Annotated in this window: 17 protein-coding genes and 5 tRNA genes; 10 read left to right on the forward strand and 12 right to left on the reverse strand. The window is 72.6% G+C overall.

Features of this window, described 5'->3' with window-relative positions; all coding sequences use genetic code 11:
* Positions 1 to 4 precede the first annotated feature (4 nt).
* Positions 5 to 673, reverse strand: coding sequence for a class I SAM-dependent methyltransferase (locus ACQPZK_RS08410; RefSeq protein WP_433537735.1), 669 nt, complete (start codon positions 671 to 673; stop codon positions 5 to 7).
* A gap of 172 nt (positions 674 to 845) precedes the next feature.
* Here ACQPZK_RS08410 and ACQPZK_RS08415 point away from each other — a divergent pair, with 172 nt between their 5' ends.
* Entirely contained in the window at positions 846 to 1,703 is an 858-nt protein-coding gene (locus ACQPZK_RS08415) for a hypothetical protein (RefSeq protein ID WP_433537736.1), read from the forward strand.
* A gap of 45 nt (positions 1,704 to 1,748) precedes the next feature.
* Here ACQPZK_RS08415 and ACQPZK_RS08420 read toward each other — a convergent pair whose 3' ends face one another.
* Positions 1,749 to 4,679, reverse strand: coding sequence for a M36 family metallopeptidase (locus ACQPZK_RS08420; protein ID WP_433537737.1), 2,931 nt, complete (start codon positions 4,677 to 4,679; stop codon positions 1,749 to 1,751).
* Positions 4,680 to 4,877: 198 nt separating this feature from the next.
* Here ACQPZK_RS08420 and ACQPZK_RS08425 point away from each other — a divergent pair, with 198 nt between their 5' ends.
* The gene (locus tag ACQPZK_RS08425; protein ID WP_433537738.1) at positions 4,878 to 6,011 is read left to right on the forward strand and encodes an alkane 1-monooxygenase; all 1,134 of its coding nucleotides are present in this window, start codon (positions 4,878 to 4,880) and stop codon (positions 6,009 to 6,011) included.
* 4 nt (positions 6,012 to 6,015) lie between these two features.
* Here the strand turns inward: ACQPZK_RS08425 and ACQPZK_RS08430 are convergent, their stop codons facing one another.
* Complete coding sequence (locus ACQPZK_RS08430; RefSeq protein ID WP_433537739.1) at positions 6,016 to 6,597, reverse strand: TIGR03086 family metal-binding protein; 582 nt, start codon at positions 6,595 to 6,597, stop codon at positions 6,016 to 6,018.
* Positions 6,598 to 6,667: 70 nt separating this feature from the next.
* On the reverse strand, positions 6,668 to 7,270 hold the full coding sequence (locus ACQPZK_RS08435) for a TetR/AcrR family transcriptional regulator (RefSeq protein ID WP_433537740.1): 603 nt from the start codon (positions 7,268 to 7,270) through the stop codon (positions 6,668 to 6,670).
* A gap of 378 nt (positions 7,271 to 7,648) precedes the next feature.
* Here ACQPZK_RS08435 and ACQPZK_RS08440 point away from each other — a divergent pair.
* The 4 genes from ACQPZK_RS08440 (at position 7,649) to ACQPZK_RS08455 (ending at position 10,399) form a co-directional block, all read left to right on the forward strand.
* A tRNA-Gly gene (locus ACQPZK_RS08440) sits at positions 7,649 to 7,721 on the forward strand.
* A gap of 34 nt (positions 7,722 to 7,755) precedes the next feature.
* Positions 7,756 to 7,826, forward strand: a tRNA-Cys gene (locus tag ACQPZK_RS08445).
* Positions 7,827 to 7,840: 14 nt separating this feature from the next.
* Positions 7,841 to 7,912: transfer RNA gene (locus ACQPZK_RS08450), tRNA-Val, on the forward strand.
* A 336-nt stretch (positions 7,913 to 8,248) separates the two neighbouring features.
* Complete coding sequence (locus tag ACQPZK_RS08455) at positions 8,249 to 10,399, forward strand: MMPL family transporter (protein WP_433537741.1); 2,151 nt, start codon at positions 8,249 to 8,251, stop codon at positions 10,397 to 10,399.
* Positions 10,400 to 10,453: 54 nt separating this feature from the next.
* Here ACQPZK_RS08455 and ACQPZK_RS08460 read toward each other — a convergent pair whose 3' ends face one another.
* The 8 genes from ACQPZK_RS08460 to ACQPZK_RS08495 all read right to left on the reverse strand — a co-directional run bounded on the left by ACQPZK_RS08460 (position 10,454) and on the right by ACQPZK_RS08495 (position 21,507).
* Entirely contained in the window at positions 10,454 to 11,890 is a 1,437-nt protein-coding gene (locus ACQPZK_RS08460) for a HAMP domain-containing sensor histidine kinase (protein WP_433537742.1), read from the reverse strand.
* Positions 11,887 to 12,570, reverse strand: coding sequence for a response regulator transcription factor (locus ACQPZK_RS08465; RefSeq protein WP_433537743.1), 684 nt, complete (start codon positions 12,568 to 12,570; stop codon positions 11,887 to 11,889). Before ACQPZK_RS08465 ends, ACQPZK_RS08460 begins: the two co-directional genes overlap by 4 nt.
* 186 nt (positions 12,571 to 12,756) lie before the next feature.
* Positions 12,757 to 15,513 (reverse strand): FtsX-like permease family protein, encoded by a 2,757-nt coding sequence (locus ACQPZK_RS08470; RefSeq protein ID WP_433537744.1) that lies wholly within the window; start codon positions 15,511 to 15,513, stop codon positions 12,757 to 12,759.
* Positions 15,510 to 18,683 (reverse strand): FtsX-like permease family protein, encoded by a 3,174-nt coding sequence (locus tag ACQPZK_RS08475; RefSeq protein ID WP_433537745.1) that lies wholly within the window; start codon positions 18,681 to 18,683, stop codon positions 15,510 to 15,512. Before ACQPZK_RS08475 ends, ACQPZK_RS08470 begins: the two co-directional genes overlap by 4 nt.
* A gap of 7 nt (positions 18,684 to 18,690) precedes the next feature.
* Complete coding sequence (locus ACQPZK_RS08480; protein ID WP_433537746.1) at positions 18,691 to 19,410, reverse strand: ABC transporter ATP-binding protein; 720 nt, start codon at positions 19,408 to 19,410, stop codon at positions 18,691 to 18,693.
* Positions 19,407 to 20,339, reverse strand: coding sequence for an ABC transporter ATP-binding protein (locus tag ACQPZK_RS08485; protein WP_433537747.1), 933 nt, complete (start codon positions 20,337 to 20,339; stop codon positions 19,407 to 19,409). Before ACQPZK_RS08485 ends, ACQPZK_RS08480 begins: the two co-directional genes overlap by 4 nt.
* A gap of 88 nt (positions 20,340 to 20,427) precedes the next feature.
* The gene (locus tag ACQPZK_RS08490; RefSeq protein WP_433537748.1) at positions 20,428 to 21,162 is read right to left on the reverse strand and encodes a GNAT family N-acetyltransferase; all 735 of its coding nucleotides are present in this window, start codon (positions 21,160 to 21,162) and stop codon (positions 20,428 to 20,430) included.
* 99 nt (positions 21,163 to 21,261) lie between these two features.
* On the reverse strand, positions 21,262 to 21,507 hold the full coding sequence (locus ACQPZK_RS08495; protein ID WP_355051783.1) for a DUF6458 family protein: 246 nt from the start codon (positions 21,505 to 21,507) through the stop codon (positions 21,262 to 21,264).
* Positions 21,508 to 21,656: 149 nt separating this feature from the next.
* On the opposite strand from ACQPZK_RS08495, the gene ACQPZK_RS08500 reads away from it, so the two are divergent.
* The 4 genes from ACQPZK_RS08500 to ACQPZK_RS08515 all read left to right on the forward strand — a co-directional run bounded on the left by ACQPZK_RS08500 (position 21,657) and on the right by ACQPZK_RS08515 (position 26,550).
* A tRNA-Gly gene (locus tag ACQPZK_RS08500) sits at positions 21,657 to 21,729 on the forward strand.
* Positions 21,730 to 21,775: 46 nt separating this feature from the next.
* Positions 21,776 to 21,850: transfer RNA gene (locus ACQPZK_RS08505), tRNA-Val, on the forward strand.
* Positions 21,851 to 21,983: 133 nt separating this feature from the next.
* Positions 21,984 to 22,634: a TOPRIM nucleotidyl transferase/hydrolase domain-containing protein gene (locus ACQPZK_RS08510; RefSeq protein WP_433537749.1), complete on the forward strand. Its 651-nt coding sequence runs from the start codon at positions 21,984 to 21,986 to the stop codon at positions 22,632 to 22,634.
* A 202-nt stretch (positions 22,635 to 22,836) separates the two neighbouring features.
* Positions 22,837 to 26,550 carry a LamG-like jellyroll fold domain-containing protein gene (locus ACQPZK_RS08515; protein ID WP_433537750.1) on the forward strand — a complete coding sequence of 1,238 codons (3,714 nt, stop codon included), beginning with the start codon at positions 22,837 to 22,839 and terminating at the stop codon, positions 26,548 to 26,550.
* The last annotated feature ends 130 nt before the right edge of the window (positions 26,551 to 26,680 follow it).

Genomic DNA, 26,680 nt, shown 5'->3' on the forward strand with positions numbered 1-26,680 from the left:
CACGCTAGCCGCCGGCTCCGGGCAGGCCGGGGCGCAACCGCCAGACGGTGGTGCGCTTCACCCGCACGCTCTCCAGGGCCTCCGGCACCGGCACGTCGTAGCTGGCCAGCTCGTCGAAGCGGTCCCGGGGCAGGAACGCCCTTCCGGGGTCACCGACCAGCGCCGGCGCACCGGCCCGGGTGGCACGCAGCAGGAACCGCAGCACCCGTCGGGCCATCGCGTCGCTGTAGAAGACGTCCCCGGCGAGCACCACCTCGGCGTCGCCCGCATCGCCGTCGAGGATGTCGGCGAACTCGGCGTCGACGCGTACCCCGTTGGCTTCGGCATTGAGCGCGACGGCCGCGACCGCCAGTTCGTCGACCTCGACGGCGCGCACGGACGCCGCGCCGGCCCGGGCGGCGGCGATGGCGACCAGGCCGGAGCCGGAGGCGAGGTCGAGCACCCGGCGGCCGGCGACCAGCTCCGGGTGGTCGGTGACGTAACGGGCCAGCGCCTGCCCGCCGGCCCAGGCGAAGGCCCAGAACGGCGGCGGCCGGTCGCTGGAGAACTCGCCCTCGGTCAGCTCCCAGAGCCCGATCGGCTCGTCCGCCTGGTGCAGGCGCACCTCGGGAACGAAGGCGACCGGGGTGAGTCGGGCGTGCAGCCGGACGAACGTGCTGGAGAGCTCGGACACCCGTCTGATTGTTCCAGCGACCCGTCGCCCGGCGTGTCGCGGGGGAGTGGTGAGCGGTTCACCACTGTCGGTGAAATGACCCCTCGTCCTTCGCGTCCGCTGCGAAGACACCCGTCTGTGTGATCCGCCCGCTTCCTCCTAGCGTTTCCCTACAGGGACGAGAAGGAGCGAGGTGGTGGTGATCGTGTGGCGGTACGCGCTGCGGCTCGGAGCGTTGGTTGCCGGCAGCGCCGGTGTGGTGCTGACCCTGGCGGCGCCGGCCCAGGCGGCCTTCGCCACCGAGATGAGCGGCCTGCCCGCCCGGTTCACCGCCGGCGACCAGGTGCGCACGATCTCCGCGGTGGTCTCGCAGACGGACCGGCGTGGCGGGTGCGCGAAGGTGCGCTGGTCGATGGTGCTCCGGGTGCAGGGCATCCGGCTCGACCAGGTGAAGGTGGACCGGGTGGAGGAGAACGGCGACTTCCCGGTGGAGACCCGGACCGAGGGTGACGTGGCCCGGTTGACCGACCGGCAACTCGACCCGGGCACCCTCTGCCCGGGCCGTACGGTGACCGCCCGCTACCGGGTGGCCTTCGCCGAGGACGTCACGCAGGGGCGGGTCACCCTCGCCGCCGAGGCGTACGACGCCAACCTGCGCCTGTTGGCCCGCCAGACCGCCACCCGATCGGTGGTGGGAGCGGGCGGCACCGGAGCCCGTACGCCGACGCCCAGCCCGACCCCCGCGCGGCCGAGCGATCCGCCGAGTGAACCGGCGCAGGAGGAGAGCATCCAGGCCGAGGAGCCGGTCGCGGAGCAGCCGGTCGACGCGGCGCCACCGCCGGCCGGCCGTCCGGTCGCGCAGACCGGCGGGTTCGGTGTGGTGCAGGCGGCGTTCCTGCTCGGCGGGTTGCTGCTCTCGCTCGGGGTGGGCCTGCTGCTGCGACTGCGCCACCTGACCCGCGCCGCGAAGGACGAGGCCGAGGACCCGCCGGTGGACCGGCTCTGGGAGCGGCCCGCGCCGACCGGGCGCTGGCACCCGGCACGCCGCTGATCGGGGGTTGTCGGGGCCGGCGGTCGCCCGCCGGCCCCGACGGTGTCACTTCGTGAACGCCTGGAACTCGGCGATCCGGACCTGGGCCCGGGACGGGCTGGCCGTGGCGCAGTCGGTCGTCGTGGCCGGGTCGTCGTCCTGCTCGCCGGCGTACTGCGGCCCGCCGGTGCACTGGCTCGCCAGCACCTCCAGCCGCAGGTGGGTGGCGACGGTGGTCGGCACCGCGAACGTCCGCAGGTTGATGTCGCGGCTGTACGCCCGGTACGCCCCGCCGGGGAACGCGTCGGCCGCGCTGGTGTAGATGCGCCGCCAGCGCGCCGGGTCGGCGCAGTCGGTGGTGGTCGCGTCGCAGGCGGACACGGCGAACGAGCGCAGCGCGCTGAGCGCGTTCTGACTGCCGGTGTCCGCGTCACCGGTGATCGCCGGGCGCAGCATCGCGCTGACGTTCACGCGCTTGACCACCTGCGGGGTGGTGCCGGCCAGAGCCACGGTGAGCTGTCTGCCGGCCACCCCGTCCAGCGAGGCCCAGTTCGTCGCCTCGGTGTCGTCGGCGACCCGGTCCAGGTTGACCCCGTCGCCGCTGACCGTCGCGCCGGAGGCCGCGGACGCGAGGTTGCGGCTCATCCGCAGGTCCACGTAACCGGCCTTGCCGGCGTCGGCGACCACGCTGAGCCGCTGGTGCCCGAAGCCGGGCGCGACCGCCAGCAGGTCGTACGTGCCGGCGACCATCTCCACCGTGTCCGGGATCGGCGTCGCCGGGTCGGTGTCCGCGATCGGTACGGCCCGCGCCTCGTACGCCCCGACGTACACTCGGATCGGCGCGTCGGCGCTGTCGCCGCGAGGGCGCAGCGTGAGGGTCGCGTTGCCACCCCGTGGCGAGGCGAAGCTCGGCGTCGGGTCGGTGTCCGCGGCGCCGTTGGTGGCGGCGTCCCGGCCCATCCCGGAGCGGGCGAACTCGGCCCAGATCAGGTCCTGGTTCGCGCCGCCGAAGCGCAGCAGGTCGGCGGTGAGCATGTTGTCCCGCATGTCCAGCATGCTGACCTGGCTGGCCGCCTGAAGCAGGAACGAGTCGAAGACCAGTTGCGACCAGCGCCGGTTGCCCGGGCACCTGTCGGCGGGAACCGTGCCCTGCGCGCACTCCCGCTGCCGCTGCGGGGTGCCCAGGCCGTACCGCTTGACCAGCGCGGCGCGTACCCGGTAGTTGGTCGCGCCCCAGATCTCCCCGTCGGCGTGCACGGCCGGGCCGGCGGTGTTGTAGCCGATGTCGGAGTAGTTCAGCGGGCTGCGGCTCAGGTCGTAGTTGCGGATGCCGCTGACCAGGTTGCCGGTGACGTAGCCGCCGGTGACGGACGGGGTCTCGCCGGGAGCGCGCAGCCCGTTCTGGAAGAGGTACTCGGCGGCCATCAGGTCGCCCCACGACTCGCCCATCGCCCCGCCCTGGTGGCCGCTGATCCCGTTGTCCGGGCCGGCGATCATCCGGTTGGTGATGGCGTGGGTGTACTCGTGGCCGATCACCGTCATGTCGTAGTCGCCGTCCACGCACGGCGGGTACGGGCCACCGGCCTGCGGCTGCCACAGGTACATGTTGGTGGTCGGCGGCAGGCCGTCGCGCGGGGTGCCCTGGTTGGCGTTGTTGCGGTTGCCGGTCAGCGCGCCCTGCTGGGCGCGGCCCTGCTCGGCGTCACCGCCCAGTCCGGACGGGGTGAGGTTGACCGCCTGGAGGTTCCACGCCGACTCGGTGAAGCCGAGCTGGTACGCCCAGTCGTGCATCCGGTTGTGCATGACGAAGAGGTTGGCGATCGCCGCGTCCGCGTCGTTGCGCTGCGCCGACGTGAACACCTCCGGGTTGCACCTCGCCTGGTGCCACTGGTCGGTGAACGGGTACTCGTAGCGGCGCTCCGCGCTGGGCGGGGCCGGCACGACCGGGGTGTTGTTGCCCCAGGAGAGCACCGTGTTGGCCGAGTTGCCGCGCGAGGTGAAGGTGGGTGTGCCGGTGGCCGCGTCGACGTCCCACGGCTGCCCGGTGGCCGGGTCACGGAACGCCGCCTGGCAGTCGGGGGCCGGGTCGCCGCACCAACGCACCCGGGGGTCCTGGCCGGCGGCGAGGTCGCGGGGCGGGGTGGCCGGGAAGACCGCCCAGCTCGGGTTGTCCGAATCGAAGTCGACGAGGTCCTCGCGGACCAGCACCTTGCCGGTGCTGCCGTCCACGTAGCTGGTGAACGCCGCCGGGTGCTCGGCGTCCGCACCGATCATGGTCACCTCGTAGGCGGCCCGGGGCCCGTCGAGCGGGGTGGGCACGGCCACGGCCCGCACGGTGTGGCTGGCCACGGCCGTCGGACTCAGCCCGGCGTCGGCGAGCGCGTCGGCGTACGCCTGCTCGGCGGTGCGGGTCGCGGGCGCGGGCGCGCGGGTGTCCCGGGCCAGGGAGGAGTTGACCGCGAGCACCGAGCCGCCGCTGACCGCGAGCGTGACCAGGCCGTCGTGACCGGCCGGCAGGTCACCGAAGCGTTGCCGCAGGGTCACCACCGCGCCGCTGCCGATCGGCCGGACCAGCACCCGGTCCAGTTCGGCGACCGTCGTGGCGTCCATGCCGTACAGGTCGCGGTTCGCGGTCAGGTAGGCGCGCGCGGCGGCCTCCGGGTCGGCGGGCAGTCCGGTGGCGAGCGGGGTACGCCCGGGGCCGAGCGCCTGGGGCGTGCCGAGCCGGTTCCACCGCGCGTCGGGGTCGGCGGCGCGGGCCAGCCCGCGCTGGCGGGCGTCGGGTGCGGCCGTACCGGTGCGGTTGTCGAGGTCGGCGGGCTGGTGCCCCTCGGCGAACGGCCCGGACGAGCGCTCGGCGGACCGGGCGCCGGCGGCTGGTGCGGCGTTGCCGGCGCCGGTGGGTAGCAGCGCGGCGAGCGTCGCCGTTGTCGCCAGGACGGCGATGAGCCGGCGTCGACGCCGGCTCATCAGGGGTGACCACTCCGGTTGTGGCACGGAACCTCCTCGTGGGAGCGGGATGGCCGGCGGCTGCCGACCGGCAGATGCGCGGTGACGCATGCGCATCTGTGGATATCAGTCGTTCGAGGAAGCGGCAAGGGTCTGGGGCGGCCGGCGCGTCAAATGATCGAGGTCCGTCGACTTTACAAATCGGTCTCTCTTGTAAAACCCGGTGGCGGGTGTCACAGTCGATTGATGGCCGTCGACACCGATCCGACCGTCGAGCCCGTCGCCTGGCGGGACCACCGCAAACCCCTCTGGCCACTCGCGCTGCTGGTGCCGGCGCTACCCTTCGCCGGCTTCGCGCTGTGGCGGAGCACCGGCGTCGGCTGGGCGTGGTGGCTCACCCCGGTCGTCGTGTTCGGCCTGATCCCGGTCATCGACCTGCTGCTCGGCGACGACCGGCGCAACCCTCCCGAGGAGGCGGTGCCCCGGCTGGCCGCCGACGGCTACTACCGCTGGCTGACCTACCTCTACCTGCCGGCGCAGTACGCGGCCCTGGTGATCTGCTGCGCGGTCTGGACCCGCGACGATCTCCCGGTCGTCGGCGCCGCCGGCCTGGTGGTCACCGTCGGAGTGGTCAACGGCATCGCCATCAACACCGCCCACGAGCTGGGTCACAAGCGTGAGCGGGTGGAACGGTGGTTGTCCAAGGTGGCCCTCGCGCCGGCCGCCTACGGGCATTTCCACGTCGAGCACAACCGCGGCCACCACGTACGCGTCGCCACGCCGGAGGACCCCGCCAGCTCGCGGCTGGGGGAGAGCTTCTGGGCGTTCTGGCCGCGTACCGTCCTCGGTAGCCTCCGGTCGGCCTGGCGGTTGGAGACCAGCCGGTTCCGCCTCCGGAGCCGGACTCCCTGGACGTACCGCAACGACGTGCTCAACGCCTGGGCGATGACCGTGGCGCTGTACGCGGCGCTGGCCGCGCTCTTCGGCCCGGCGGTGCTGCCGTTCCTGGCGCTGCAGGCGGTGGTCGGCTTCTCCCTGCTGGAGGTCGTCAACTACCTGGAGCACTACGGGCTGGCCCGGCAGCGCACCGCGACCGGGCGTTACGAGAAGGTCGACGCCCGGCACAGTTGGAACAGCGACCGCACGGTCACCAACGTCTTCCTCTTCCAACTTCAGCGGCACAGCGACCATCACGCGGACCCGCTACGCCGCTACCAGACGCTGCGCAGCTTCGACAGCTCGCCGCAGTTGCCCGCCGGGTACGCCACGATGATCGTCGTGGCGCTGGTGCCACCGCTGTGGCGCCGCGTGATGGACCACCGGGTGCTCGCCCACTACGGCGGCGACCCGGGGCGGGCCAACAGGCGACCCCGGCGGTGACGGCTCAGTGGCCGGGCGCCCAGTCCGGGTCGCGGCCGAAGGCGGCCAGCAGGCGGTCCTGCGCGTCGGCGTCGCCGGTCACCGGCGTGGCGTCCCGGACCAGCTTGTCGCGCCGGTAGTCGTCGACCCGGCCGGCGAACCACTGGGCACACACGTGCACCGCGTCCGGGTCGAACCGTGGGTCGGCGCCGATCGCCACCGCCAGGTCCCAGCCGTGTATCAGGTGTTCGGCGAGGAGCTGTTGAACGTATTCGGCGGCCGGGGTCGGGCCGGCCGACAGGTGCACGGTGCGGTCGATCGTGCCGGGGTGGGTGACGGCGATCTCGGCCTGCGCGGCCGCCTCCCGGGCCGCCGTGAGCGGATCGACGCCGAGCTGGTCCCCGTCGAAGCGGTCGCCGACCTCGTCGATGGTGCGGCCGGCGAGCAGCGGAACGCTCCATCGGTCCTCGCCGACCACGTGGTTGACCAGGGTGCGGACGTCCCAGTCGGGGCAGGGCGTCTCCTCGGACCACTGCCCGGGCCCGATCTGGTCCACCCGGTCGACGAACTCGGCCAGGCTCCGGCGGTACGCCTCCAGCAGATCCATGCCGTCGATTGTTCTCTTCGGCGCGCCGGCCCGAGCCGTTTTGCCCGGCCTGGCGTGACCCGCCGGCCGTTCAGTCCAGGTCGGCCGGGTCCAGGCCCAGCTCGCGGGCGGTGACCAGGCGTACCCACTCGCCGAACTGCCGCCGGGAGATGACCCGCTCGTGCACTGCGAGCTGCACGGCGAGGCCGTCCATCACGGCGCTGATCCGCCAGGCGGCCCCGTCCGGGTCGGCGCACTGGAAGGTGCCGTCGGCGACCCCGGTGGAGATCACGGCCGCGAGATCCTGTCGCCACCGCAGGTCGAGCCGGCGGGAGACCTTCTCCAGCTCGGGGGTGCGCAGGGACTCGGACCAGCCGTCGATCCACATCGACCAGGAGGTCGCCCGGCCGGCCGGGGTGTAGAGCTTGAGGATCCGGCGGAGCTTCGTCAACGGCGGAGCCGAGGAGCGGGTGACCGCGTCCAGACGGGCCAGATCCTGCTCGACGGCGTACGCGAAGGCCTGCGCGAGCAACCGTTCCTTGGTGGCGAAGTGGTAGAAAACAAGTGCCTGGCTCACCCCGGCGGCCTGCGCCACGTCGGCCGTTCGTGTGTTGGCCAGACCGCGCTCCACGATCACGTCGCAGGCCGTGCGCAGCAGGGCATCCAGGCGGATCTCGGCCGCACGTCTCGTCACGACCGTTACCGTAGCCCATCGACCCGAACACGAACAGTTACCGCTACCGTCCGATTCGTGGGGTAAGAGTCGGAAGTTGGACACTTTCCGAGGGTGTCGTGACTCGTTCTCCCGATGGTGTTCGGCGAGGTCGGTCGCTGTGCTCCGAGGGTCGTTCACGGCACCGGCGCCAGCCGTCGGATGATGCCGGAGTGTGACGGCCGAGGGTCAATTGAGACATCAGGTCAGTTGACTAGGAAGCCTGCCAGCGGTGGCTCTCCTCTCCTCGTTCGGCGTCGGACCGGGCACCAGGGGACGCGCCGACACGGACCCCGATTTGGCAGTCCTTCGCCGGCTCGGCTAAAGTTCTCATCCGTCACCCGGGAAAGCCGGGGGCGTGCGGACGTAGCGCAGCTGGTAGCGCATCACCTTGCCAAGGTGAGGGTCGCGGGTTCGAATCCCGTCGTCCGCTCGGAGCTGCCGCCACGCATGACGGGGGCAACCTCGGTGGGGTGGCCGAGAGGCGAGGCAACGGCCTGCAAAGCCGTGTACGCGGGTTCAAATCCCGTCCCCACCTCGGTAAAAAAGCACGGGCGATTGGCGCAGTGGGAGCGCGCTTCCTTGACACGGAAGAGGTCACTGGTTCAAACCCAGTATCGCCCACACAGTTTCACGTTCGCGATCATCTCGCGAGCTGGCATTTCAGGCCCCGGTCGAGATTTCGGCCGGGGCTTTTTGCTGCCTGTTTCGAGCGTGTCGGGCGAGGGGTCGCAGAGGACTCCGGGCGCACGACAGCGGCCCGCCGGCGAACCCCGAGCCCTCGGCCAAGCGGCCTGAACGCCGTTCCAACAGTCGTCCCAGGATCGCTCGCTATCGCCCGCCGCGAACCCCCACCGTGGACTGCCCACCCGGCCTGAGCACCGGATTAACGGTCGTCTCAGATTCGCTCGGTACGAAGTCGGCCTCAGACAAGCGATGCGATCCGTCAGGAGGCTATTGATGTCAGTCAACGCAGCGCCGCCCAGGGAAGCGCCGCCCGGTCGGTTGGCAGGCCGGTGGGTGCCGTGGCTGGTGATCGGCTTGTGGCTGGCGCTGGCGGCGGTCATGGTGCCGTTGAGCGGAAAGCTGAGCTCGGTCACCACCGACAGAGCCGTGGACACCCTGCCGGCCAGCGCCGAGTCCACCAAGGTGGCGGTGCTGGAGGACAGTCTCCCCGGCGGTGAGGACAACACGTTCGTCTTCGTGTACCACCGCGCCGGCGGCCTGACCGACGCCGACCGCGCGACGGTCCAGCGCCACCACGACGCCCTTGCCAGGCGGTACCCGCCGAAGGTGGCGACCCCGGCCGGCGAGGACGACGAGGGCGCACCGACGAGACCCTCCACCGACGGCAGGGCGATGATGTTCACCCTCGACGTGAGCACGACCTACGGCGCACCCGAGGCCATCGTCGGCCCGTTGCGTGACGCCGCGAAGGACCGCCCCGCCGGCCTGGACCTCGACGTGACCGGCCCGGCCGCGGTCGACGGCGACATGGACGCCGTCTTCGACGGCATCGACCTGCAGGTCTTCCTCACCACCGTCGCCGTCGTCACGCTTCTGCTCATCCTCACCTACCGCAGCCCGGTGTTGTGGTTCATCCCGCTGATGGTCGTGAGCGCGGCCGCACTGACCGCGATGGCGACCGTCTACCTGCTCGTCAAGGGCTTCGGCATCGTGGTCAACGACCAGAACTCGGCGCTGCTGACGATCCTGGTATTCGGCGTCGGCACGGACTACGCGCTGTTGCTCATCGCTCGATATCGGGAGACCCTGCGCCACCACGAGAACGTCCGGGTCGCGATGGTCCACGCGCTACGCGGCGCGGCGCCGGCCATCATCGCGTCCGCCGCCACCGTGGTCGCCGGCCTGCTCTGCCTGCTCGTCGCGGACCTGAACAGCACCAGCGGGCTGGGCCCGATCGGGGCAGCCGGCATCCTGTGCGCGCTGTTGGCCATGCTGACGCTGTTCCCGGCGGTGCTCGTGGTACTCGGCAGGCGGATCTTCTGGCCGGCCATCCCGCGGTTCAGCCCGACCGTTCAGGAGAATCCGAGGCTGTGGGGACGGCTTGGCGCCGCCATCAGCCGCCGCCGGTGGGTGGCGACGCTCAGCTCGCTCGGCATCCTCGGCGTGCTCGCCATCGGACTGTCCGGCAACACCGGCGCCCTCCGGGAGCAGGACCAGTTCCTGTCCGCGCCGGAGTCGGTCACCGGCTTCACCGTTCTCCGCCAGCACTTCCCGGAGCTCGGCGGCCAGCCGATGACGATCTACACACGGCCGGCGTACCAGGAGCGGGTGCTCGACGTCGTCAAGGGCGCTCCCGGCGTGGCCGTGGCCATCCCGGGTCAGACCAGCGGCGGCTGGGCCGACATCTCCGTGTTCCCGACGGACGCGCCGGACACCGCCGGAGAGTACGAGACGATCAAGCGGGTGCGCACCGCCGTGCACGCGGTGAACGGGGCGGAGGCGATCGTCGGCGGGCCGAGTGCGGAGAACCTCGACACCGAGGTGACCACCAGACGTGACGAGAAGCTGGTGATCCCGCTGGTGCTCGCCGTCGTCCTGATCATCCTCGGGCTGCTGCTGCGCGCGATCGTGGCCCCGCTGGTCCTGATGGCCACCGTGATCGTCTCATTCGCCGCAGCCTTCGGCGGCAGCGTGTTCGTCTTCGACACGATCCTCGGGTTCAAGGGTGTCGACTATTCGGTGCCGCTGCTGGCATTCCTGTTCCTGGTGGCGCTCGGCGTCGACTACAACATCTTCCTGGTCAGCCGGGCCCGCGAGGAGGCCGCGCGTCTCGGCACCAGAGAGGGCATGCTCAAAGCCCTCTCCGCCACCGGTGGCGTCATCACCTCGGCGGGACTGGTCCTGGCGGCCACGTTCGCTGTGCTGGCCACACTTCCGCTGGTGATGCTGATTGAGGTCGGGTTCCTGGTCGCCTTCGGCGTGCTGCTCGACGCCCTGCTGGTGCGGTCGGTCCTGGTGCCCGCCCTCACCCTGCTGGTCGGACGGCGGATCTGGTGGCCGAGCCGGCTGTCCCGTCCGACGGCCGCGCCGCCGCAGGGGCGACACCCGCTCGTCGACGACGAGGAGCCCGCGCCGCAACGGTGAGCGCGGCGGCACGGACGAGATCCGGGACGGGGACCCAGGCCCGTCCCGGATCTTTCATGACCCGGCGGTGGGCCGCGTGATTCGACCGGTCGGGGCCGCGGTCGGAAGGTCGACCCGAAGCAGCGCGCCACCGCGCGCGGAGCGGCCGACCGTGACCCGGCCGGCGTGGGCGTAGACGACCCGCTGCACGATTGACAGCCCAAGACCGGATCCCGGCAGCGCCCGGGCACTGTCGGCACGGTAGAACCGGTCGAACACCCGCGGCGCGTCGGCGTCGTCGATGCCCGGACCGGCGTCGTCGACCTCGATCATCGCCGACGCGCCCTCGGTACGGAGCCGGACCTGGATCGGCTGGTCCGCGGGGGACCACTTGCCGGCGTTGTCGATGAGGTTGAGCACCGCCCGCTGGAGCGCAGCGGGACGCCCTTTCACCCACACGGACGTCACGTCGAGCGCGACCTCGATGTCGGGCACGCGGGAACGCGCCTGGGCCGCGGCGGCCACCACCACGTCGGCGAGGTCGAGCAGCTCGGTGCTCTCGTCGCTGACGTCGCCGCGTGCCAGGTCGGTCAGCTCGGCGGCAAGGGTGCTCAACTCGGCGACCTGGGCGCCCAGGTCGTTGAGCAACCGGGTCCGGCTCTCCGCCGAGAGGGCAGTGTCGAGGGTGCCGCGGCGGTCGAGCCGGACCAGCAGCTCGATGTTGAGGCGCAGGCTGGTGAGGGGGGTCTTGAGCTCATGGGCGGCGTCCTCGGCGAGCAGCCGCTGGGCCCGCCGGGAATCCCGGAGCGCGGCGAGCATGTCGTTGATCGACTGGATCAGCCGCCGGATCTCCCCACCGCCCTCATCCGGGATGTCGGCGTCGAGATCCCGGGTGTGCGCGACACGTACCGCGGCGGCGGTCAGCCGGTCGATCGGCGCCAGCCCGGCCCGCGCCACAGTCCGCCCGACGAGGGCGCCGCCGACCACGCAGAGCAGCCCGATCACCAACATGCCAAACCCGAACTGGTTGATCGGGCTGTCGTCGGCGGCGCGGGCGACCTGGACCGCGCCGTCACCTGCCCGGAGCGTGTAGATGATGTAGCCGTCCTCGTCGCTGTCGTTCGACTCCATCAGGTCGGCCAAGCCGCCCTGCGCCACGCGCCCGGCGCGCTTGCTGACGGGGGGCAGCGCGGGTTGCCCTGCCGGCGTCCGGGTCGAGCCGTCGGGCAGGACGACCCGCGCCAGCCGACCGGATCCGGGATACGGCGGTAGTGGGATCTGCGCCAGACCGTCGCGCTCCGCGTCCGTCGCCAGCACGCGGGAGTCGGCGCGTAGCTGGTTCTCGGCGGTGTCCCGCAGGTGCCAGTCCAGCAGCTCGCTGGCTACCTGGAAGGACATGAACACACTGACCGCGATGGCCGTCGCCGCGATCACCGTCAGCCTGGTCCGCAGGGACCGCCGGCGCCACCATCGGGTCAGCCGGCGCCGTTCCCGAGGGGCGTGCCTGCTCATGGGGGAGTCGCTCGCAACGTGTATCCCAGGCCGCGCAGTGTGTAGATCAAACGCGGCTCACCCTCCGCCTCCAACTTGCGGCGCAGGTAGCTCACGTACACCTGAAGGTTGTTGGCGGTGGTGCTCATGTCGAAGCCCCAGATCGCCTCGAACAACGCGTCGCGGGTCAAGACCCGCGTCGCATTGCGCACGAGGACCTCCAACAGGCAGAACTCGGTCCGGGTCAGGTGCAGCGGCCGTCCGCCCCGCCACGCCTCGAACCTGTCGGGATCGAGCCGGACGTCGGCGAACGACAGGATCTGCGACTCCCCGTCGGTCGGCGTGCTCCGGCGCAGCAGCGCCCGCACCCGGGCCAGCAACTCCTCGGTGGCGAACGGCTTGGGCAGATAGTCGTCGGCGCCCGCGTCCAGCCCCGCGACCCGGTCGGAAACCTGGTCTCGGGCGGTCAGCATCAGCACCGGCAGATCCCGACCCACGGTCCGCAACCGCCGGCAGGTCTCCAACCCGCCGAGGCGGGGCATCATCACGTCGAGGATCAGCAGATCCGGCGCGTCACCGCCGGCCCCGCCGAGTCGGTCGAGCACGGCGAGACCGTTGGCGACAGTGCTCGTGTCATATCCCTCGACCTGGAGCACCCGCTCCAGCGACTCACGGATGGCCGCGTCATCGTCCGCGATCATGATCCGCACGCCGGCCCGCCCCCTCCAGTCGACACCTTTGCCGCTTACTCTTCCCGATCAACCTGAGGCCAGGATTAGAGCCGTCACCGCTCTGGTGCCCGCCGCCAGCTCTGACGGACGCCCGTACCCTGCCGGACCGCCGCCTGAACTCCGCCTCGGCTCGACCGAGGACTTTGCCAAGGGGCCCTAGTCGCCGGCGCGGAGCACCTCGCTCAGCCGGTCGCGTCGTCGCAGCGCCGACTCCACGGGTACGACGGTGGCGGCCGCCGCCAGCAGCGCGGAACCCAGCAGGGCGAGCAGCCACCACGGCAGGACCGCCGCCGGGTTGTCGGCCTGGCCGGTGAGCAGCCGGAGGTCGAGTGGGCCGAGTGTCAGGCGTGCGAGCAGGACCCCGAGGATCGGGCCGCACACCGCGACGACCACGACCGGTGGCAGCAGCTCTCCGGCGGCGACCCAGCGCGCGTCGCGGGGCCGCAGCCCGAGGGTCCGCAGCCGGGTCAGGGTCTGCCACCGTTCGGACGCCCCCGCGGCGGCGGCGAGGGCCAGGCCGAGGAGCCCGAGCGCCAGCAGCACGGCGGCGGCCGCCCAGGCCAGCCGCAGCAGTCCCGCCGTCAGCGGAGCCGCTCGCTGCGTCCGCAGGACGTTCGCGCGTGACACCACATCGGCGGCGACGCCGCTGTTCGACACCGCCTGCGCCGCGCCGGGACCGGTCACCCAGACCGTGTTCGGAACGGCGGGCAGGCCGGCGTCGGCGAGAGCCGCGGCGTCGACGATGACGACGTCGTCGGCGCCGCCGACCGGGGGCGCGGTACCGACCACGGAGAGGTGGATCGCCGGGGCGTCGTCCCGGGGAAGCTGCAACCGCGTGCCGGCCCGCAGTTCGCCGTCGCCCGATCGGACCAGCGCGGGGACGTCGCCGGGGCGGGGGCCGGGTGTCGTGAGCCGGGCCAGCGCCGGAGCGTCGGGCAGTGGCGTCGAGGCCAGCAGGCGCTGGAGCGCCTCGGCGTCCACGACGACCAGACGGGGAGCGAACGGTGTCGAGTCCGTGAAGACGCGCGCCGAGTCGGTGACCTGCGCGACGACGACCTGCCCCACCCCCGGCGCGGCGGCGATGTGCTCGGCGACGGTGGGCGTGGCGGCCTTGGCGTCCGCGGCGACGTCGAGGCGGGCGTCGGCGCCGACGGCGCTCCACGCGCCGTCGGCGAGGCCCCGGTTGACGGTCGTGCCGAGGATGAGCGCGAACGACGCGAGCGCCGTGGCGCTCACCAGCACCAGCAGCGGCAGCGCGCGCCCCGCCGTCGTGACCGCCCGGGCGGCACCGAAGACGGCCAGCGGGCGGCGTGAGCGCAGGGCCTGGCGGAGTGCGAGCCGTGCGCCCAGGGGCAGCAGCCGGATCAGGACGAGCCCGCCGACGAGCGCGCCCAGTGCGACGGCGCTGATCGGCAGGATCACGTCGCCGGTCACCTCGCCGGCGTCGCCGTCGGAGGTGACCGGCAGGAGCCCGCGCTGGTGCAGTGTGACGAGTGCGGCGACCGCGCCGATCAGGACAGCGGCCTCCACGACGGCGCGGCGCAGCTGTCCGGTGGCCCGGACCCAGCGCCGAGCGGACGGGTTGGCGGGCTGACGCCGATCGCGGCTGGCGCGGCCGGCGGCGAGGGTGCCGAACGCCGGCCCGGCGACGGCACCGGCCAGGACCACGGGAATGGCCCAGGTCCAGGAGACGCCCGGTGCCGCCACCCGGGCGAGCGCGAGCCCGACCGCAGCGGCCGACAGCGACACCACTGTGGACTCGACGGCCAGTTCCGCGCCGAGGTCGGGTAGCGCCGCCCCACGCTGCCGGGCGGCGCTCAGCGCCAGGGTACGGCGGCGGACCAGCAGGTCGGCAGCGAGCAGCAGGACCAGGACCGTGGCGGTCAGTACGCCCGTGAGCAGCACGGCCGCCTGCGCCCGGACGGCGCTGACCCGGGCACGGGTGTCGCGCAGGGTGGCGTCCAGCTGCGACTCCCACTTGAGCGAGTCGTCGCGGGCGCTTGACGAGCCGGAAGCCGCCTTGAGGGTGACCACCTGGTTGATCAGGTGTGCGCTGGTGCCCCAGGTGAGCGCGTCGGGGTCGGGGGCGAAGTGGATTGTGCGCCGCAGTTGGTCCTCGTCGACGGCGAGCCGGGCGTCCGGCAACGAGTCGCGCGACAGCAGACCGGCGAAACGGGTGATCCCCACGCCGTCGGCGCCGGGCACGGGCCGCAGGAGCGCCGGGGCGAGTCGCCAGGCGGGGTCGGCGGTGTCCGTGGGTCGGTAGATTCCACTGATCCGGAGGTCCTTGTCGCGCCCCCGGCTGTCCTTGGCCGGGATCCGGTCGCCGGGGCCGAGATCGAGCACGGCGGCGTCCGCTTCGGAGATGCCGACCTGGACCGGCCAGGGCGTTCCCTCGTAGGGGACTTCGATGAACTCGTCGGAGACGGTGGCGGCGGGAGCGTGTCCGGCGGTCCAGGTCACCTTCGGGCCGCCGGTCTCGTCGGCCAGGTAGGTGAACTGGAAGGTACGCGGCGCGGTGCCGTCGGTGAGGCTCAGGATCGGGCCGTTGACGACGGCGACGGGCGGGAGCAGCGCGGTGTCCAGGTCGGGCCCGAGCGCGTACGTCGCCCGTACGCGGAAGTCGCTGACCTCCTTGGCGAGGTCGGCCAGCCGCACCCGCCCACCCGTTGGACCGTCGTCGCGCTCCCAGTCGGCGTGTGCGAGGACGTTCGCGTCGTCGCCGGCACGGCGGACGGTGTCCTGGACGGTGTGGTCGGCGGCGGCGCGGAGCAGCACCGGCACGGCCCCGGCGAGCAGCGCGACGGCTGCGATGACGGCTGCGATGAGCAGCAGCGGACCGGCGTCGGCCCGGCCCCGGCCCCGGACGCTCGGCCAGTGCGGCGTCGGGAACCGGGGGGTCAACCGCTTCACGGCGCCACCCGCAGGTGCGCGGCGTCGGCTCGGCGGACCTGGACGCCGACCACGATGGCGACCGCCAGCAGACATCCGGCCAGCAGTACGACGAGCAGTGCGACCTCGGCCGGCCACGGCCAGTGCGGCTGGGCGACCGGGACGGGCGCGGCGCCCGTGTCGGAGCGTACGAGCAGGGGAGCGACGAGGCGGGTGGCGAGAGCGCCGACGGCCGCGCCCGCCGCGAGCAGGGAGAGCAGAACGCCGGCGTGCTGGCCGAGCAGCACGGCCCGGATGCCGCGCCGGGACATCCCCAGGCCGCGCAACCGCGCCACCTCGACGGCGCGGAGTTGCAGGTCGCAGGTGACGTGCAGGACGACGCCGGCGAGCAGCAGCAGGGCCGCGGCCGGTACGACGACCCGGAGCGCGCCGGGCAGTCCGGCGCGCAGCGGGCCGCCGATGAGGCGGGCGGTCTCCGCCTCGCGGGTCGTGACGGTGCCCAGGTGCAGGGCGGTGGCCCGCGCGGCGGCGTCGGGGCCGGCCGGGTGGCCGACCCACCAGGCATCGACCGGGAACGTGAGGTCGCCGGTGACGACGCGTGCGCGGGACAGCACGTCCAGGTCGGCCAGGACGGCGACGGCCCCGGGGGCGGACGGCACGGCCGGCACGACCTCGGTGACGACGATCCGTACGGGCGTGGTGCCGAGCGTGACGCTGAGCTTGCTGCCGCTGTGGACACCGACCTCGTCGGCGAAGCGGGCGGAGACGGCGACCGGCACCGGACCGGGGTCCGGGAAGGCGGTGGCGACGAGGGTCCGGGCGGCGTCGTCGGCGCCGCCGAGCTCGACGGTCGCGGCCATCCGCAGCGCTGTTCCGGTCGGGGTCGGAGAGAACCGGACGTCCAGGTCGCTCAGTCTGCTCGGCACCGGCGGCGCGGAGGTGGCGGTCCAGTCCGATCCGTCGGTGGAGGGCGCGGTCGGCACGGTCAGCGTGACGGCCACCGCCACGGGTCCGGCGGCGGCCACGAGTTCGTCGCCGGTGTCGGCGGTGACCGGCAGGGCGACCGCGACGAGGCGCAGCTCGTCGGCCGTCGCGCAGGCGGGCAGCCGTACCTCGCGACCGTCGAGCGGTACGGCGGGACCGGTGCAGGACGTGCGGAGACCGGTGACGTCCTGCAGCAGCAGCCGGGGCGTCACGGCGAGCGGGATGTCGCCGGCCGCCGTTCCGCTGAGCACGAGCGGACCGCCGGCCGGGACGTCGAGGCCGGTGACCCGGGTACGGGGTGCCAGCGCGGCGCCCACGTCCGCCCATCCGCGGTCGCTGTCCAGCCGCCCGCGCAGCAGCGCGTCGGCACGGGTGGTGTCGACGGCGACGAGGCGCGGCGCTTCGCCGGATGTCCCGAGCCACTGACCGACGGCGATACCACGGTCGAGGGCGGGGCTGACCGCTCCCGCGGTGGCCGCGCTGACGACCGCGCCCTCCCCGGCCCCGGGTGACGTCGCGAGGGTGAGCGCCAGGTCGGTGCCGACGGAGAGGGCGGCCTGGTCGCGCTGCGACTGGTGCCACGTGGTGTCGAAGGCCAGGCCGAAGGTTCCGGCCGCGCACGCCAACCCGACGAGCACGCCGGCGGCGACCGCCTGGGGTCGGCGTGCGCTCTCGGAGACCGCCAGCGGAAGCGCCAGCCCACGGGCGCGGTACGCCAGCCGGTCGGCGCCACGCAGGGCGGGCAACACCACCCGGAGCGCCAGGGCGGCGCCGGCGGTGAGCAGCAGCGCCGGAGCGAGCACCCGGACCACGTCGGCGCGTGGGCTGGCGGCGGTGGGCTGCGCGTACAGCTGCCACCATCCGACGGCGGCGAAGACCGCGAGCAGCAGGTCGACGCCGGAGCGGGCCAGCAGCTCGCGGCGGGTGCGCCGCTCGCCGGCCGCCGGGACGGGACGGATCGCCAGGACGGTGAGGACGGCGGCGAGCATCAGCGCGCCCCCGGCGACCGCGAGGACCTGGACACCGGTGATGGCCGGCCGGACGGTGAGGCCGGCCTCGTCCAGCGGCGACAGGTGGGTCAGGCCGGCGTGCAGCGCCGACGAGGCCGGTATCGCGAGCGCGACGGCGACGACGGCGACGAGCCCGGCCTCGAGGGTCGCGGTGGCGGCGAGTTGACGACGGCTGACGCCCAGGGCGGACCGCAGGGCGGTCTCGTCGGCGCGGATGCCGGCGGTCAGGCGGCCGGCGAGGACGAGCGCCGTCGCGGCCAGGACACCGCCGAGGACGGCGATCGCGAGCACGACGGCGGCGGTCGCATGCCGTTGCTCGTCGGCGGAGCGCAGGGTCAGCGACAGGTCGGTGGCGACACGGGCCATCTGGACGCGGTCGCCGAGGACGCCGGCCAGCCGGCGGTCGACGTCGCGGATGCCCCCGGCCACGGTCTCCAGGTCCCGGCGGTCGGCGTGGGTCAGGTCCGGGTGGGCGGTGACCTCCAGGCGGTCGACGGTGGCGCCGGTGGTGACCAGGTCGGCGAGGTCGACGAGGAACGGGCCGTAGGCGTTGACCGGTTGCAGGAAGCGACCGTCCCGGTAGCCGGTGGCGGACCCGGCCGCGGCCAGGGGGTCGCGGTCCCAACCGCGCCCGGAGAGCGGGCGTACGACACCGACGACGGTCACGTCGATGGCCGGGACGGGCGGGTGAGCCAGCTCGGCGCCGAGGCGCACCCGGCTGCCGGGGGCGAGGCCGAGCAGTTCGGCGGTGGACTCCAGGAGCACCGCGTCGCCGGGGCGTTGTGGCCAGCCTCCGCTGACCAGCTCGGCCCGGGTCGGCAGGTCGTCGAGCCCCGACAGGTACGCCTGGGGGCCGACCGTGGTGCCCGGGGCGAGCCCGGGCGGCAGTGCCCGTAGCACCGTCGACGCCCGTGCGGTGGTGGTCACGGAGAACGGCGCCAGCGCGGAGGTGACGCCGGCGCGGGTGTCGGCGACGACGGACGACGCGTCCGGGCCCTCGACGGCGCCGGTGTAGACGGTCGTGTCGATGGCGGCGGGGTCGGCGCGGGCCACGGCGACCTCCAGCGCCCGCTCCGCGGTACGGGTGACCAGCAGGGCGCAGGTGCCCAGCAGGGTCGCGCCGATCGTGACGACCCCGAGGAGTGCCGCCAGCAGCGGCCACTGCGCGCGGGCGCGCCGGCGCACGAGCCTCAGCATCGTCGTGTCACCCGGCGTCCGACACGGGCTCGTACGCCTGCCCGGCCGGCTCTTCGTCGAGGTGCCCGTCCTGGATGCGGATCACCCGGTCGGCCAGGGCCATCATCACCGCGTCGTGCGTCGACACGAGGACGGTGACGCCTTCGGACTCGGCCACCCCGCGCAGCAGGGCCATCACCGACAGACCCGTCTCGGCGTCCAGTTGGCCGGTGGGCTCGTCGGCGAGCAGGAGCCGGGGCGAGGCCGCCAGCGCGCGGGCGATCGCGACCCGCTGCTGCTGGCCGCCGGACATCTCGGCCGGCCGCTGCTGGGCGTGGTCGGCCAGGCCGACCAGTTCCAGCAGCAACTCGACCCGCCGCTCGCGCTCGGCCGGGGCGACGCGGGCCAGCCGCAGCGGCGCCGCGACGTTCTCGGCGGCCGACAGCACCGGGATCAGTCCGAAGCTCTGGAAGACGTACGACACCTTCTCGCGCCGCAGTCGGGACAGGCCGTCCTCGTCGAGCGCGGTGACGTCGGTGCCGTCGACGTGCACGGTGCCGTCGTCCGGGCGGTCCAGGCCGCCGATGACGTTGAGCAGGGTGGTCTTGCCCGAGCCGGACCGGCCGACGAGCGCCACCATGGAACCGGCGGCCACCTCGAACGACACGCCGCGCAGGGCGTGGACGACGGTCGGCCCGGTGCGGAAGCGCCGGTGCACGCCCCGGATCCGCAGCATCGGCTCGCTCATTCGCCGCTCCGCGAGTCGGAGTGGATCGTGATGTGGTCGGGTTCCAGGGCCAGCCGGACCCGTCGTGTCAGTGCCAATGCCTGGCGGAATTCGCGGGGCACCTGGACCCGTCCGGCCCGGTCCATCACGGCGTACTCCTCGGCGATCATGTGCGTGTCGCCCTCCGCGTCGGTGGTGGCACGGCGCAGCACCTCGCTGCTGGTGCGACCGTCCCTGATCGCGACGGTTCGTTCGACCTGGCCGCTGACCGCCGGATCGTGGGTGACCACGACGACGGTGACGCCGTAGCGCCGGTTGACGTCCCGCAGCACCCCGAAGACCTCGGCGGACGTGGCGGCGTCCAACTCGCCGGTCGGCTCGTCGGCGAGCAGGACCCGCGGCTGGTTGGCCAGGGCCACCGCGATCGCCACGCGCATCTGCTGCCCACCGGAGAGTTGCCCGGGGCGTCGATCGGCGCAGTCGGCGACGCCGAGGCTGTCCAGCAGGTCGGCCGCTCGCTCCTGCCGCTCCTTCTTCGGCGTACGGGCCGCCGTCATCGGCAGGTCCACCATCTCCCGCGCGGTGAGGTAGGGGATCAGGTTGCTCGCCGTCTGCTGCCGGACGAACCCGACGGTGCGCCGCCGGTAGTTCACCCGGTCCGCGCGGGACATCGCCAGCAGGTTCCACGTGTCGACCCGGACCCGCCCGGCGGTGGGGGCGTCGATGCCGGCCAGGATGGAGAGCAGCGTCGACTTGCCCGATCCGGAGGCGCCGACGACGGCGACCATCTCACCGCTCTCCACGGCGAGGTCCAGTCCCTGAAGCGCCTGCACCTCGATCGAACCGGTCTGGTAGATCCGTACCAGGTTCTCGCAGACGATGAGCGCGTCCCGGCCGAACTCGGGTGCCCGCGCGGACGGCTGCGGCAGGGACAGCGGCGTGGTGGACATTCCCAGCAGTCTCGCAACCGGCGGCCTCGTTGACCATGCCCCCCGTGCGGCTATTTCGCGTTCGGAACGAGGATCTGCCGTCGACCGGTCAGAAGGTCAGCAGCCGGAACTCGCCCACCGGCCGGAAGCCGAGGCGACGGTAGACTCCCTCGCCGACGGGAGACGAGGTGAGGGCTGCCGTGTGGGCGCCTCGCATCCGGGCCAGGTCGAGAGCGGCCCGGGTCATGGCCGTGCCGATGCCCTGCCGGCGCTGCTCGGGCTGCGTACCCACGAAGTAGAGCGTGACCAGGCCGTGGCTGAGCCAGGCGACAGCCGTGCCGACGATCCGGCCGTCGGTGAGGCGACCAGCCAGCCGGATCACCGTACCGTCGCCACTGAACGCCTTCTCCCGTTCGATCGTCGCCGGGACACCCGCCGTGGGGATGCCGGACACCCGGGCGTAGGCCGCGACGAAGGGATCCAGGTCGTCGGTCTCGGTGATGTGTACGCCGGTCGGCGTCGAGGGCCCGGCAGTCGCCGCGAGCGCCATCGTCATGATCGGCATGCGAGCGACCTCGGTCGCGCCGAGGGCGACCAGGCCGTCGGCGGTGCCGGCGTCGCTGTCCGGCCCGACCCACCAGATCCGGGGTACGCCCCGCAGGCGTCGCCGGGCCTCGACCAGCGCCTCGCCGGGCGTGGGCCCGGCCACCCGCAGCACGCCGTTGAGGGTGGCGTGCGGCACGTCACTGCGGTAGGTCGGCAGGCTCGGGTCGTCGTCCGCGCCGATGTTCCAACCGAGCAGGTACGACCGGTGAGCGGCCAGCACCGCGTCGAGGGACTCCATGAGCTGGATCGTAACGCGGCGCGTACCGGGCCTCACCAGCGGAAACGTGACGGACCGGCATCCTCGCAAGGAGGTCGCCGGCCCGTTCACCGGAGCGCGTCACAGCGGCGGGGCGATGTCCCGCCGCTCCTCGACCCGGCGGTACTCGACCGGCTGCTCGGTGGTGGTCACGACCGCGGCACGGCGGCGCTGGAAGATCAACGCCGTCATGATCAGGCCGAGTACGCCGGCGCCCATCAGGATCCAGCCGACCACGTCGAGGTTGATGCCGCCGACGCTCGCGTCGAGGGCGAAGGTGAGAATCGCGCCGAGCGCGATGAGGAAGATGCTGGTGCCGATACCCACGACAGCCTCCTTAGGGGGTGTGGTGCGCTGTCGAGGTTCATCAGTACCCCGCTGTCGAGCAGCGCAATCGCGGTCGCCCGAGGGTGCCGCGCCGGCCGATCTTGGGATCGGGTAGAGTCTGCTCCGTTGCCGGCGGTAGCCGGGGACGTGCGGACGTAGCGCAGCTGGTAGCGCATCACCTTGCCAAGGTGAGGGTCGCGGGTTCGAATCCCGTCGTCCGCTCGCGATCCGTCTCGACGGGCCTGACGGCCGGATCGAGCGGCACCACGGGCGATTGGCGCAGTGGGAGCGCGCTTCCTTGACACGGAAGAGGTCACTGGTTCAAACCCAGTATCGCCCACCAGTTCGTTGACGGCTCGTCACCATTCTCACGGTGACGAGCCGTTTCGCGTGGGTACGCCCGAGGACACTCGACGCCGGGCTGGCCGTCGAGAATCCGGTGGCGGGGTGCGCCGACCGTTGCGAGACTCGGTCCCGTGCACGAGCCGGACCGCTTCCGAGCCGCCGTACACCTGTGGGCGGCCGGCGGTCCGGATGCCGCGACGGCCGCCGATGCGGCCCGGGAGTCGGCGGCCGGCCTGCGTACCGTCGTCCTCGTCGAAGGGGTCAGCGACCAGCGTGCGGTGGAGGCACTCGCGGAACGACGGCACCGTGATCTCGCCGGTGAGGGTGTCTGTGTGGTGCCGCTCGGCGGCGCGATGAGCGTCGGCCGGTACCTGCGGCTGTTCGGGACGCAGGGCCTCGCCGTGACGGTACGCGGGCTGTGCGACGAGGCCGAGGAGGGCTTCTTCCGTCGCGGCCTGGAGCAGGCGGGCCTCGGCGCCGCCCTGGACCGCTCGGCGATGGAGGCCCTCGGTTTCGGTGTGTGCGTCACCGACCTGGAGGACGAGCTGATCCGTGCCCTGGGCAGCGAGGGCGTACAGCGGGTCATCGCGGACCAGCGCGACCTGGCCCGGTTCCGGGTCTTCCAGAACCAACCCGCCCAACGTGGACGGTCGATCGAGCGGCAACTGCGTCGTTTCCTGGGCACGATGAGTGGCCGCAAGGCGCGCTATGCCGAGGCGCTCGTGCGGGCGCTCGACCCGGATCGCGTGCCCCGCCCGCTGGACCGGATACTCGCCGACTGACCCGCCGCGTCGCTGGTGAGGGCACGGTGACCGGTGCTCACATCGGTCACAGCGGGTGTCGCGGCGGTGATCATTGAAGGCCACCGTCCCATTTGTTATCGCGCTCCGTAGCGGACATAGACAAACCTGTTAGGCACCCCTACAGTTCGGCCGACTAGTTCTCATCACACGGGGGAAAGCGATGATGATCACTGGCCGCTCGATGCTGCCTGCGTTCCTGAAGAAACGCACTCTCCTCGCCGTCGGCTGCGCCGTCGCGCTCCTCGGCCCATCGGTCGCGGTGCCCGCGCAGGCCGCGCCGACACCCTCGCCGAAACCGGCGACCGGTGCCGCCCGGAGCATCGATTCCGAGTCCGCCTCCGCCGCCGCCCGTCGCTCCGGGCAGCGGGTGGAGGTCACGGCCGCTCGTACCGAGCTGACCCAGGTGTTCGCCAACCCGGCGGGCGGTTTCACGGCGGAGACCGCCGTGCTGCCGCAACGCGTCAAGCGGAGCGACGGTTCCTGGGCGGCCGTCGACCTCGCGCTGCGTCGAGCGGCGGACGGTTGGCGGCCCACGTCGTCGGTCGCGGACGTACGGTTCTCCGCCGGCGGCGGCGACGCTGCCGTGATGCTGTCCCGCGACGGCAGGTCGTTCTCCCTGTCGTGGCCGGGCGGCCTTCCCCGACCGTCGGTGTCGGGTGACGCCGCCACCTACGCCGATGTGCTGCCCGGTACGGACCTGGTGCTGCGGGCCACGCGGACCGGGTTCACCCACGTCCTGGTGGTCAGGACGCCGGAGGCGGCGGCGAACCCGCGGTTGCGTGAACTCCGCTTCGACCTGGGCGGTGACGCGCGGGTGGTGCGGGGTCGGGACGGTCGCCTGTCGGCGCTCGCCGGCGACGAGGTGATCGCCGCCGCCGACAGTGCCGTCATGTGGGACTCCCGCGTCGGCGTCGCGTCGTCGGGCCAGCGCTCGGCGACGGCCTCGGCCGCAGACGCCGCGTCCACGGGTGGGCCGGCCGAGCCCTCGTCGGCGGCGGCCCCGGGTGAGGGAGCGCGTGTCGCGCCCGTCGATGTCCAGGTCGCCGGTGGTGACCTGGTGCTCCGTCCGGACGCCGCGCTGCTCTCGCCGGCCGGTGCGACGTTCCCGGTCTACATCGACCCGGCCTGGTCCACGGGCAAGTCCCGGTGGGCGTACTCGACGAACAACAACAGCAACAACACGGACACGTCGGTGGCCCGGGTGGGCCGTGACCCGGAGTCGGGCAAGCTGTACCGGTCCTACTTCGACTTCCCGCTGACCACCGTGCGTGGCAAGCACATCGAGTCGGCGTACGTGCAGATGAAGGTGGACCACACCTGGTCGTGTGGCAACACCCCGACCTACCTGTACCACTCGGGTGTCATCGCCTCGACTCCGCGTACGAACTGGGCGCCGAAGCTGATCGGTCTGAAGGCCTCGGCCAGCTCGCACGCCAACGAGGGCTCGGGATGTTCCGACTCGCCGCAGCCGGACATGACCGTCAACTTCCAGGGTTCCCCGGTGACGAGTGTGATCCAGTCCGCGGCGACCAGCAACGCCACCAACATCACGTTCGGTTTTTGTGCGTGCAGCGCCACCGACGGGTCGGGCGAGAGCACCACCGACCGGTGGAAGAAGTTCTTCCCCGGCAACGCCAAGCTCGTGGTCGACTTCGACTCCATCCCCGGTAAGCCGAACAACCTGCAGGCGGCCGGTGTGGCCTGCTCGGCCAGCACGACGCTCGTCATCGGCACCTTGAAGCCGACGTTCTCGGCGATCTTCCCGGACGCGGACGGCACCCAGGCGCTGACGACCGGGTACGAGTGGGTCCAGGTGCCCGCCAACGGTGTGATCGACGCGTCGACCCCGCGCCGGTCGGCGCCCGCCGGGGCGTCGGTTCCCGCCGGAGGCCGCTCGACGACGGCCGCGGTGACCGCCAGCGAGGGCGTGACGTACGCGTTCCGTGCCAAGGCGACGGACCCGGCCCCCTACAGCCAGACCAGCGTCTGGTCGGACTGGTGCAAGTTCGTGGGCGACACGAAGGTGCCGCCGGTGACCGCGACGTTGACCTCCGGGACGGCGCTGCCGGGCAGCACGGTGACCTTCACGATCAGGTCCACCGACACGACGGTGACCAAGTTCCGGTACGGCTGGGTCGACCCGGCGGTCACCGAGATCGCGGCGACCAGCGGCACGTGGACCAACCCGTCGAACGTCACGGTGAACGTGAAGCAGGCGGTCGTGTCGCTCGTGGTACCCAAGTACGGGCTGAACACCCTCTTCGTCGCGGCGACCGACGGCGCTGGAAACATCGGCCGCGGTTCACAGGAGTTCACCGCGCTCCGCCCCGCGCCGGCGACGGCCCGCTGGGGTCTGGAGACGTACCCCGGGGTCACGGCCGCACAGGCTCTCACCGACCAGCAGCAGTCGCCCCCGTCCGGCAGCACCCCACTGTCCTCGGGCAGCGTCTCCTGGACCGGGGACCTGCGGCTGATCCGTGGCGAGACCGCGTCGTTCAACGGCACCTCGTCCAGCCTGGCCACGGCCGGACCGGTGGTGGACACCACGAAGTCGTTCAGCGTCGCGGGTTGGGTACGGCTGGCGGCGCTGCCCACCACGACGGACATGGCGGTCGCCGCGCAGGCCGGTACGAGCACGGCCGGCTTCGTGTTGGGTACCCGGTTGGAGGGCTCGCCGGCGACTCCGCGCTGGTCGTTCCTCATGAAGGACACCGACGTGCAGAGCAGCACGACCCGGGCGGCGGTCGGCAGCGCCCTGACGACGGCGGACGTCGGCAGGTGGACCCACATCGCCGGTGTCTACGACAAGACGGCCGGGAAGGTCCGGCTCTACGTCAACGGCAAGCTCACCGCCGAGACCGATCGGACCGTGGCGACGTGGGGCGCGAGCGGCGCGTTCAGCGTCGGCCGGGGATGGGCCTCGGGCGGGCCGGGCAACTGGTTCAAGGGCAACCTGGCCGACGTGCAGGTGTACGACCGCGTCCTGGTCGAGCACGACTTCACCGGCCAGCTCGCCGAGGACCCGAACTCGGGGGGCTATGACGAGCCGGGGATGCTGTCGGCCATCCGGGTGGGCGACTGGGGCTTTGCCAACGGCATCGGCTGCTACGTGGAGTCCACCGATCCCACGCTGTGCGGCGCGCCGGAGGACGGGCAGTTCGGCCGCAGGCTCGCGTTGACGGCGGGCGCCGATTTCGGCTCGCTCTCCGACGACAGGTTCCTGACGTTGGACCGGCAGGGCATCGACGATCCGACCCAGCTGACCACGGAGTACGGGCGCTCCCAGGACAATCTCGCCGAGCCGCAGAACCCCGTCTGGCAGGACGGTCGGGTGCTGCGTACCGACCAGTCCTTCTCCGTGTCCGTCTGGGTGCGACCCGACGTGGAGGCGACGGGCACCATGACGGCCGTCAGTCAGGCCGGAACCGAGCAGTCCGCCTTTTACCTCGGCCAGCGCGCGTACACGGTGGGCAGCACTGTCGAGACCCGCTGGTGTGTCAGCGTCTTCGGTGTCGACGACGACGTCATCTCGGGTCAGACCGTGGCGGTTCCGATGACGTCGGCGGTCCTGACGGAGGACGACCGGGCCAGGTGGACGCATCTGGTCGCCGTGTACGACGTGACCCGCCGTGAGGTCCGGCTGTACGTGAACGGCAAGCAGGAGGGCCTGAACAGCTACGGCGGTAGCACCTTCACCGGCGCCTTCGACGCGACCGGTCCGCTCGTCGTCGGGGCTGCCCGCTTCACCCCGGTGGGCGGAACGACCCGGTGGGCCGACCTCTGGCGGGGTGACATCGACAAGCTCGGCCTTTACCAGGGAGCGCTGACCGACGTGGCGGTCAAGACGCTCTTCGACGCGGAGTCACCCGAGTCGGTGGAAGCACCCGAGGACTGATCGCTCCGCACCCCTGACCAGCCCCGCACATCGACCTCGTCCCTGGAGGCATGGTGACCCCCTACCCAAAAAACGCCCGCAAATCCCCTCATAAAGCCTATAGCTCCGGCAAGGTGCTCGTGGCGGGGCT

The organism is Micromonospora sp. CA-249363, from assembly GCF_050950185.1.
GTDB lineage: Bacteria > Actinomycetota > Actinomycetes > Mycobacteriales > Micromonosporaceae > Micromonospora.

Excerpts from the sequence above, each read along its gene's own strand:
- ACQPZK_RS08475 (WP_433537745.1), bottom strand. The coding sequence starts at position 18,683 with ATGCTGAGGCTCGTGCGCCGGCGCGCCCGCGCGCAGTGGCCGCTGCTG.
- ACQPZK_RS08425 (WP_433537738.1), top strand. The coding sequence starts at position 4,878 with ATGGCCGTCGACACCGATCCGACCGTCGAGCCCGTCGCCTGGCGGGAC.
- ACQPZK_RS08485 (WP_433537747.1), bottom strand. The coding sequence starts at position 20,339 with ATGTCCACCACGCCGCTGTCCCTGCCGCAGCCGTCCGCGCGGGCACCC.
- ACQPZK_RS08515 (WP_433537750.1), top strand. The coding sequence starts at position 22,837 with ATGCTGCCTGCGTTCCTGAAGAAACGCACTCTCCTCGCCGTCGGCTGC.
- ACQPZK_RS08455 (WP_433537741.1), top strand. The coding sequence starts at position 8,249 with ATGTCAGTCAACGCAGCGCCGCCCAGGGAAGCGCCGCCCGGTCGGTTG.
- ACQPZK_RS08480 (WP_433537746.1), bottom strand. The coding sequence starts at position 19,410 with ATGAGCGAGCCGATGCTGCGGATCCGGGGCGTGCACCGGCGCTTCCGC.
- ACQPZK_RS08490 (WP_433537748.1), bottom strand. The coding sequence starts at position 21,162 with ATGGAGTCCCTCGACGCGGTGCTGGCCGCTCACCGGTCGTACCTGCTC.
- ACQPZK_RS08430 (WP_433537739.1), bottom strand. The coding sequence starts at position 6,597 with ATGGATCTGCTGGAGGCGTACCGCCGGAGCCTGGCCGAGTTCGTCGAC.
- ACQPZK_RS08460 (WP_433537742.1), bottom strand. The coding sequence starts at position 11,890 with ATGAGCAGGCACGCCCCTCGGGAACGGCGCCGGCTGACCCGATGGTGG.
- ACQPZK_RS08465 (WP_433537743.1), bottom strand. The coding sequence starts at position 12,570 with ATGATCGCGGACGATGACGCGGCCATCCGTGAGTCGCTGGAGCGGGTG.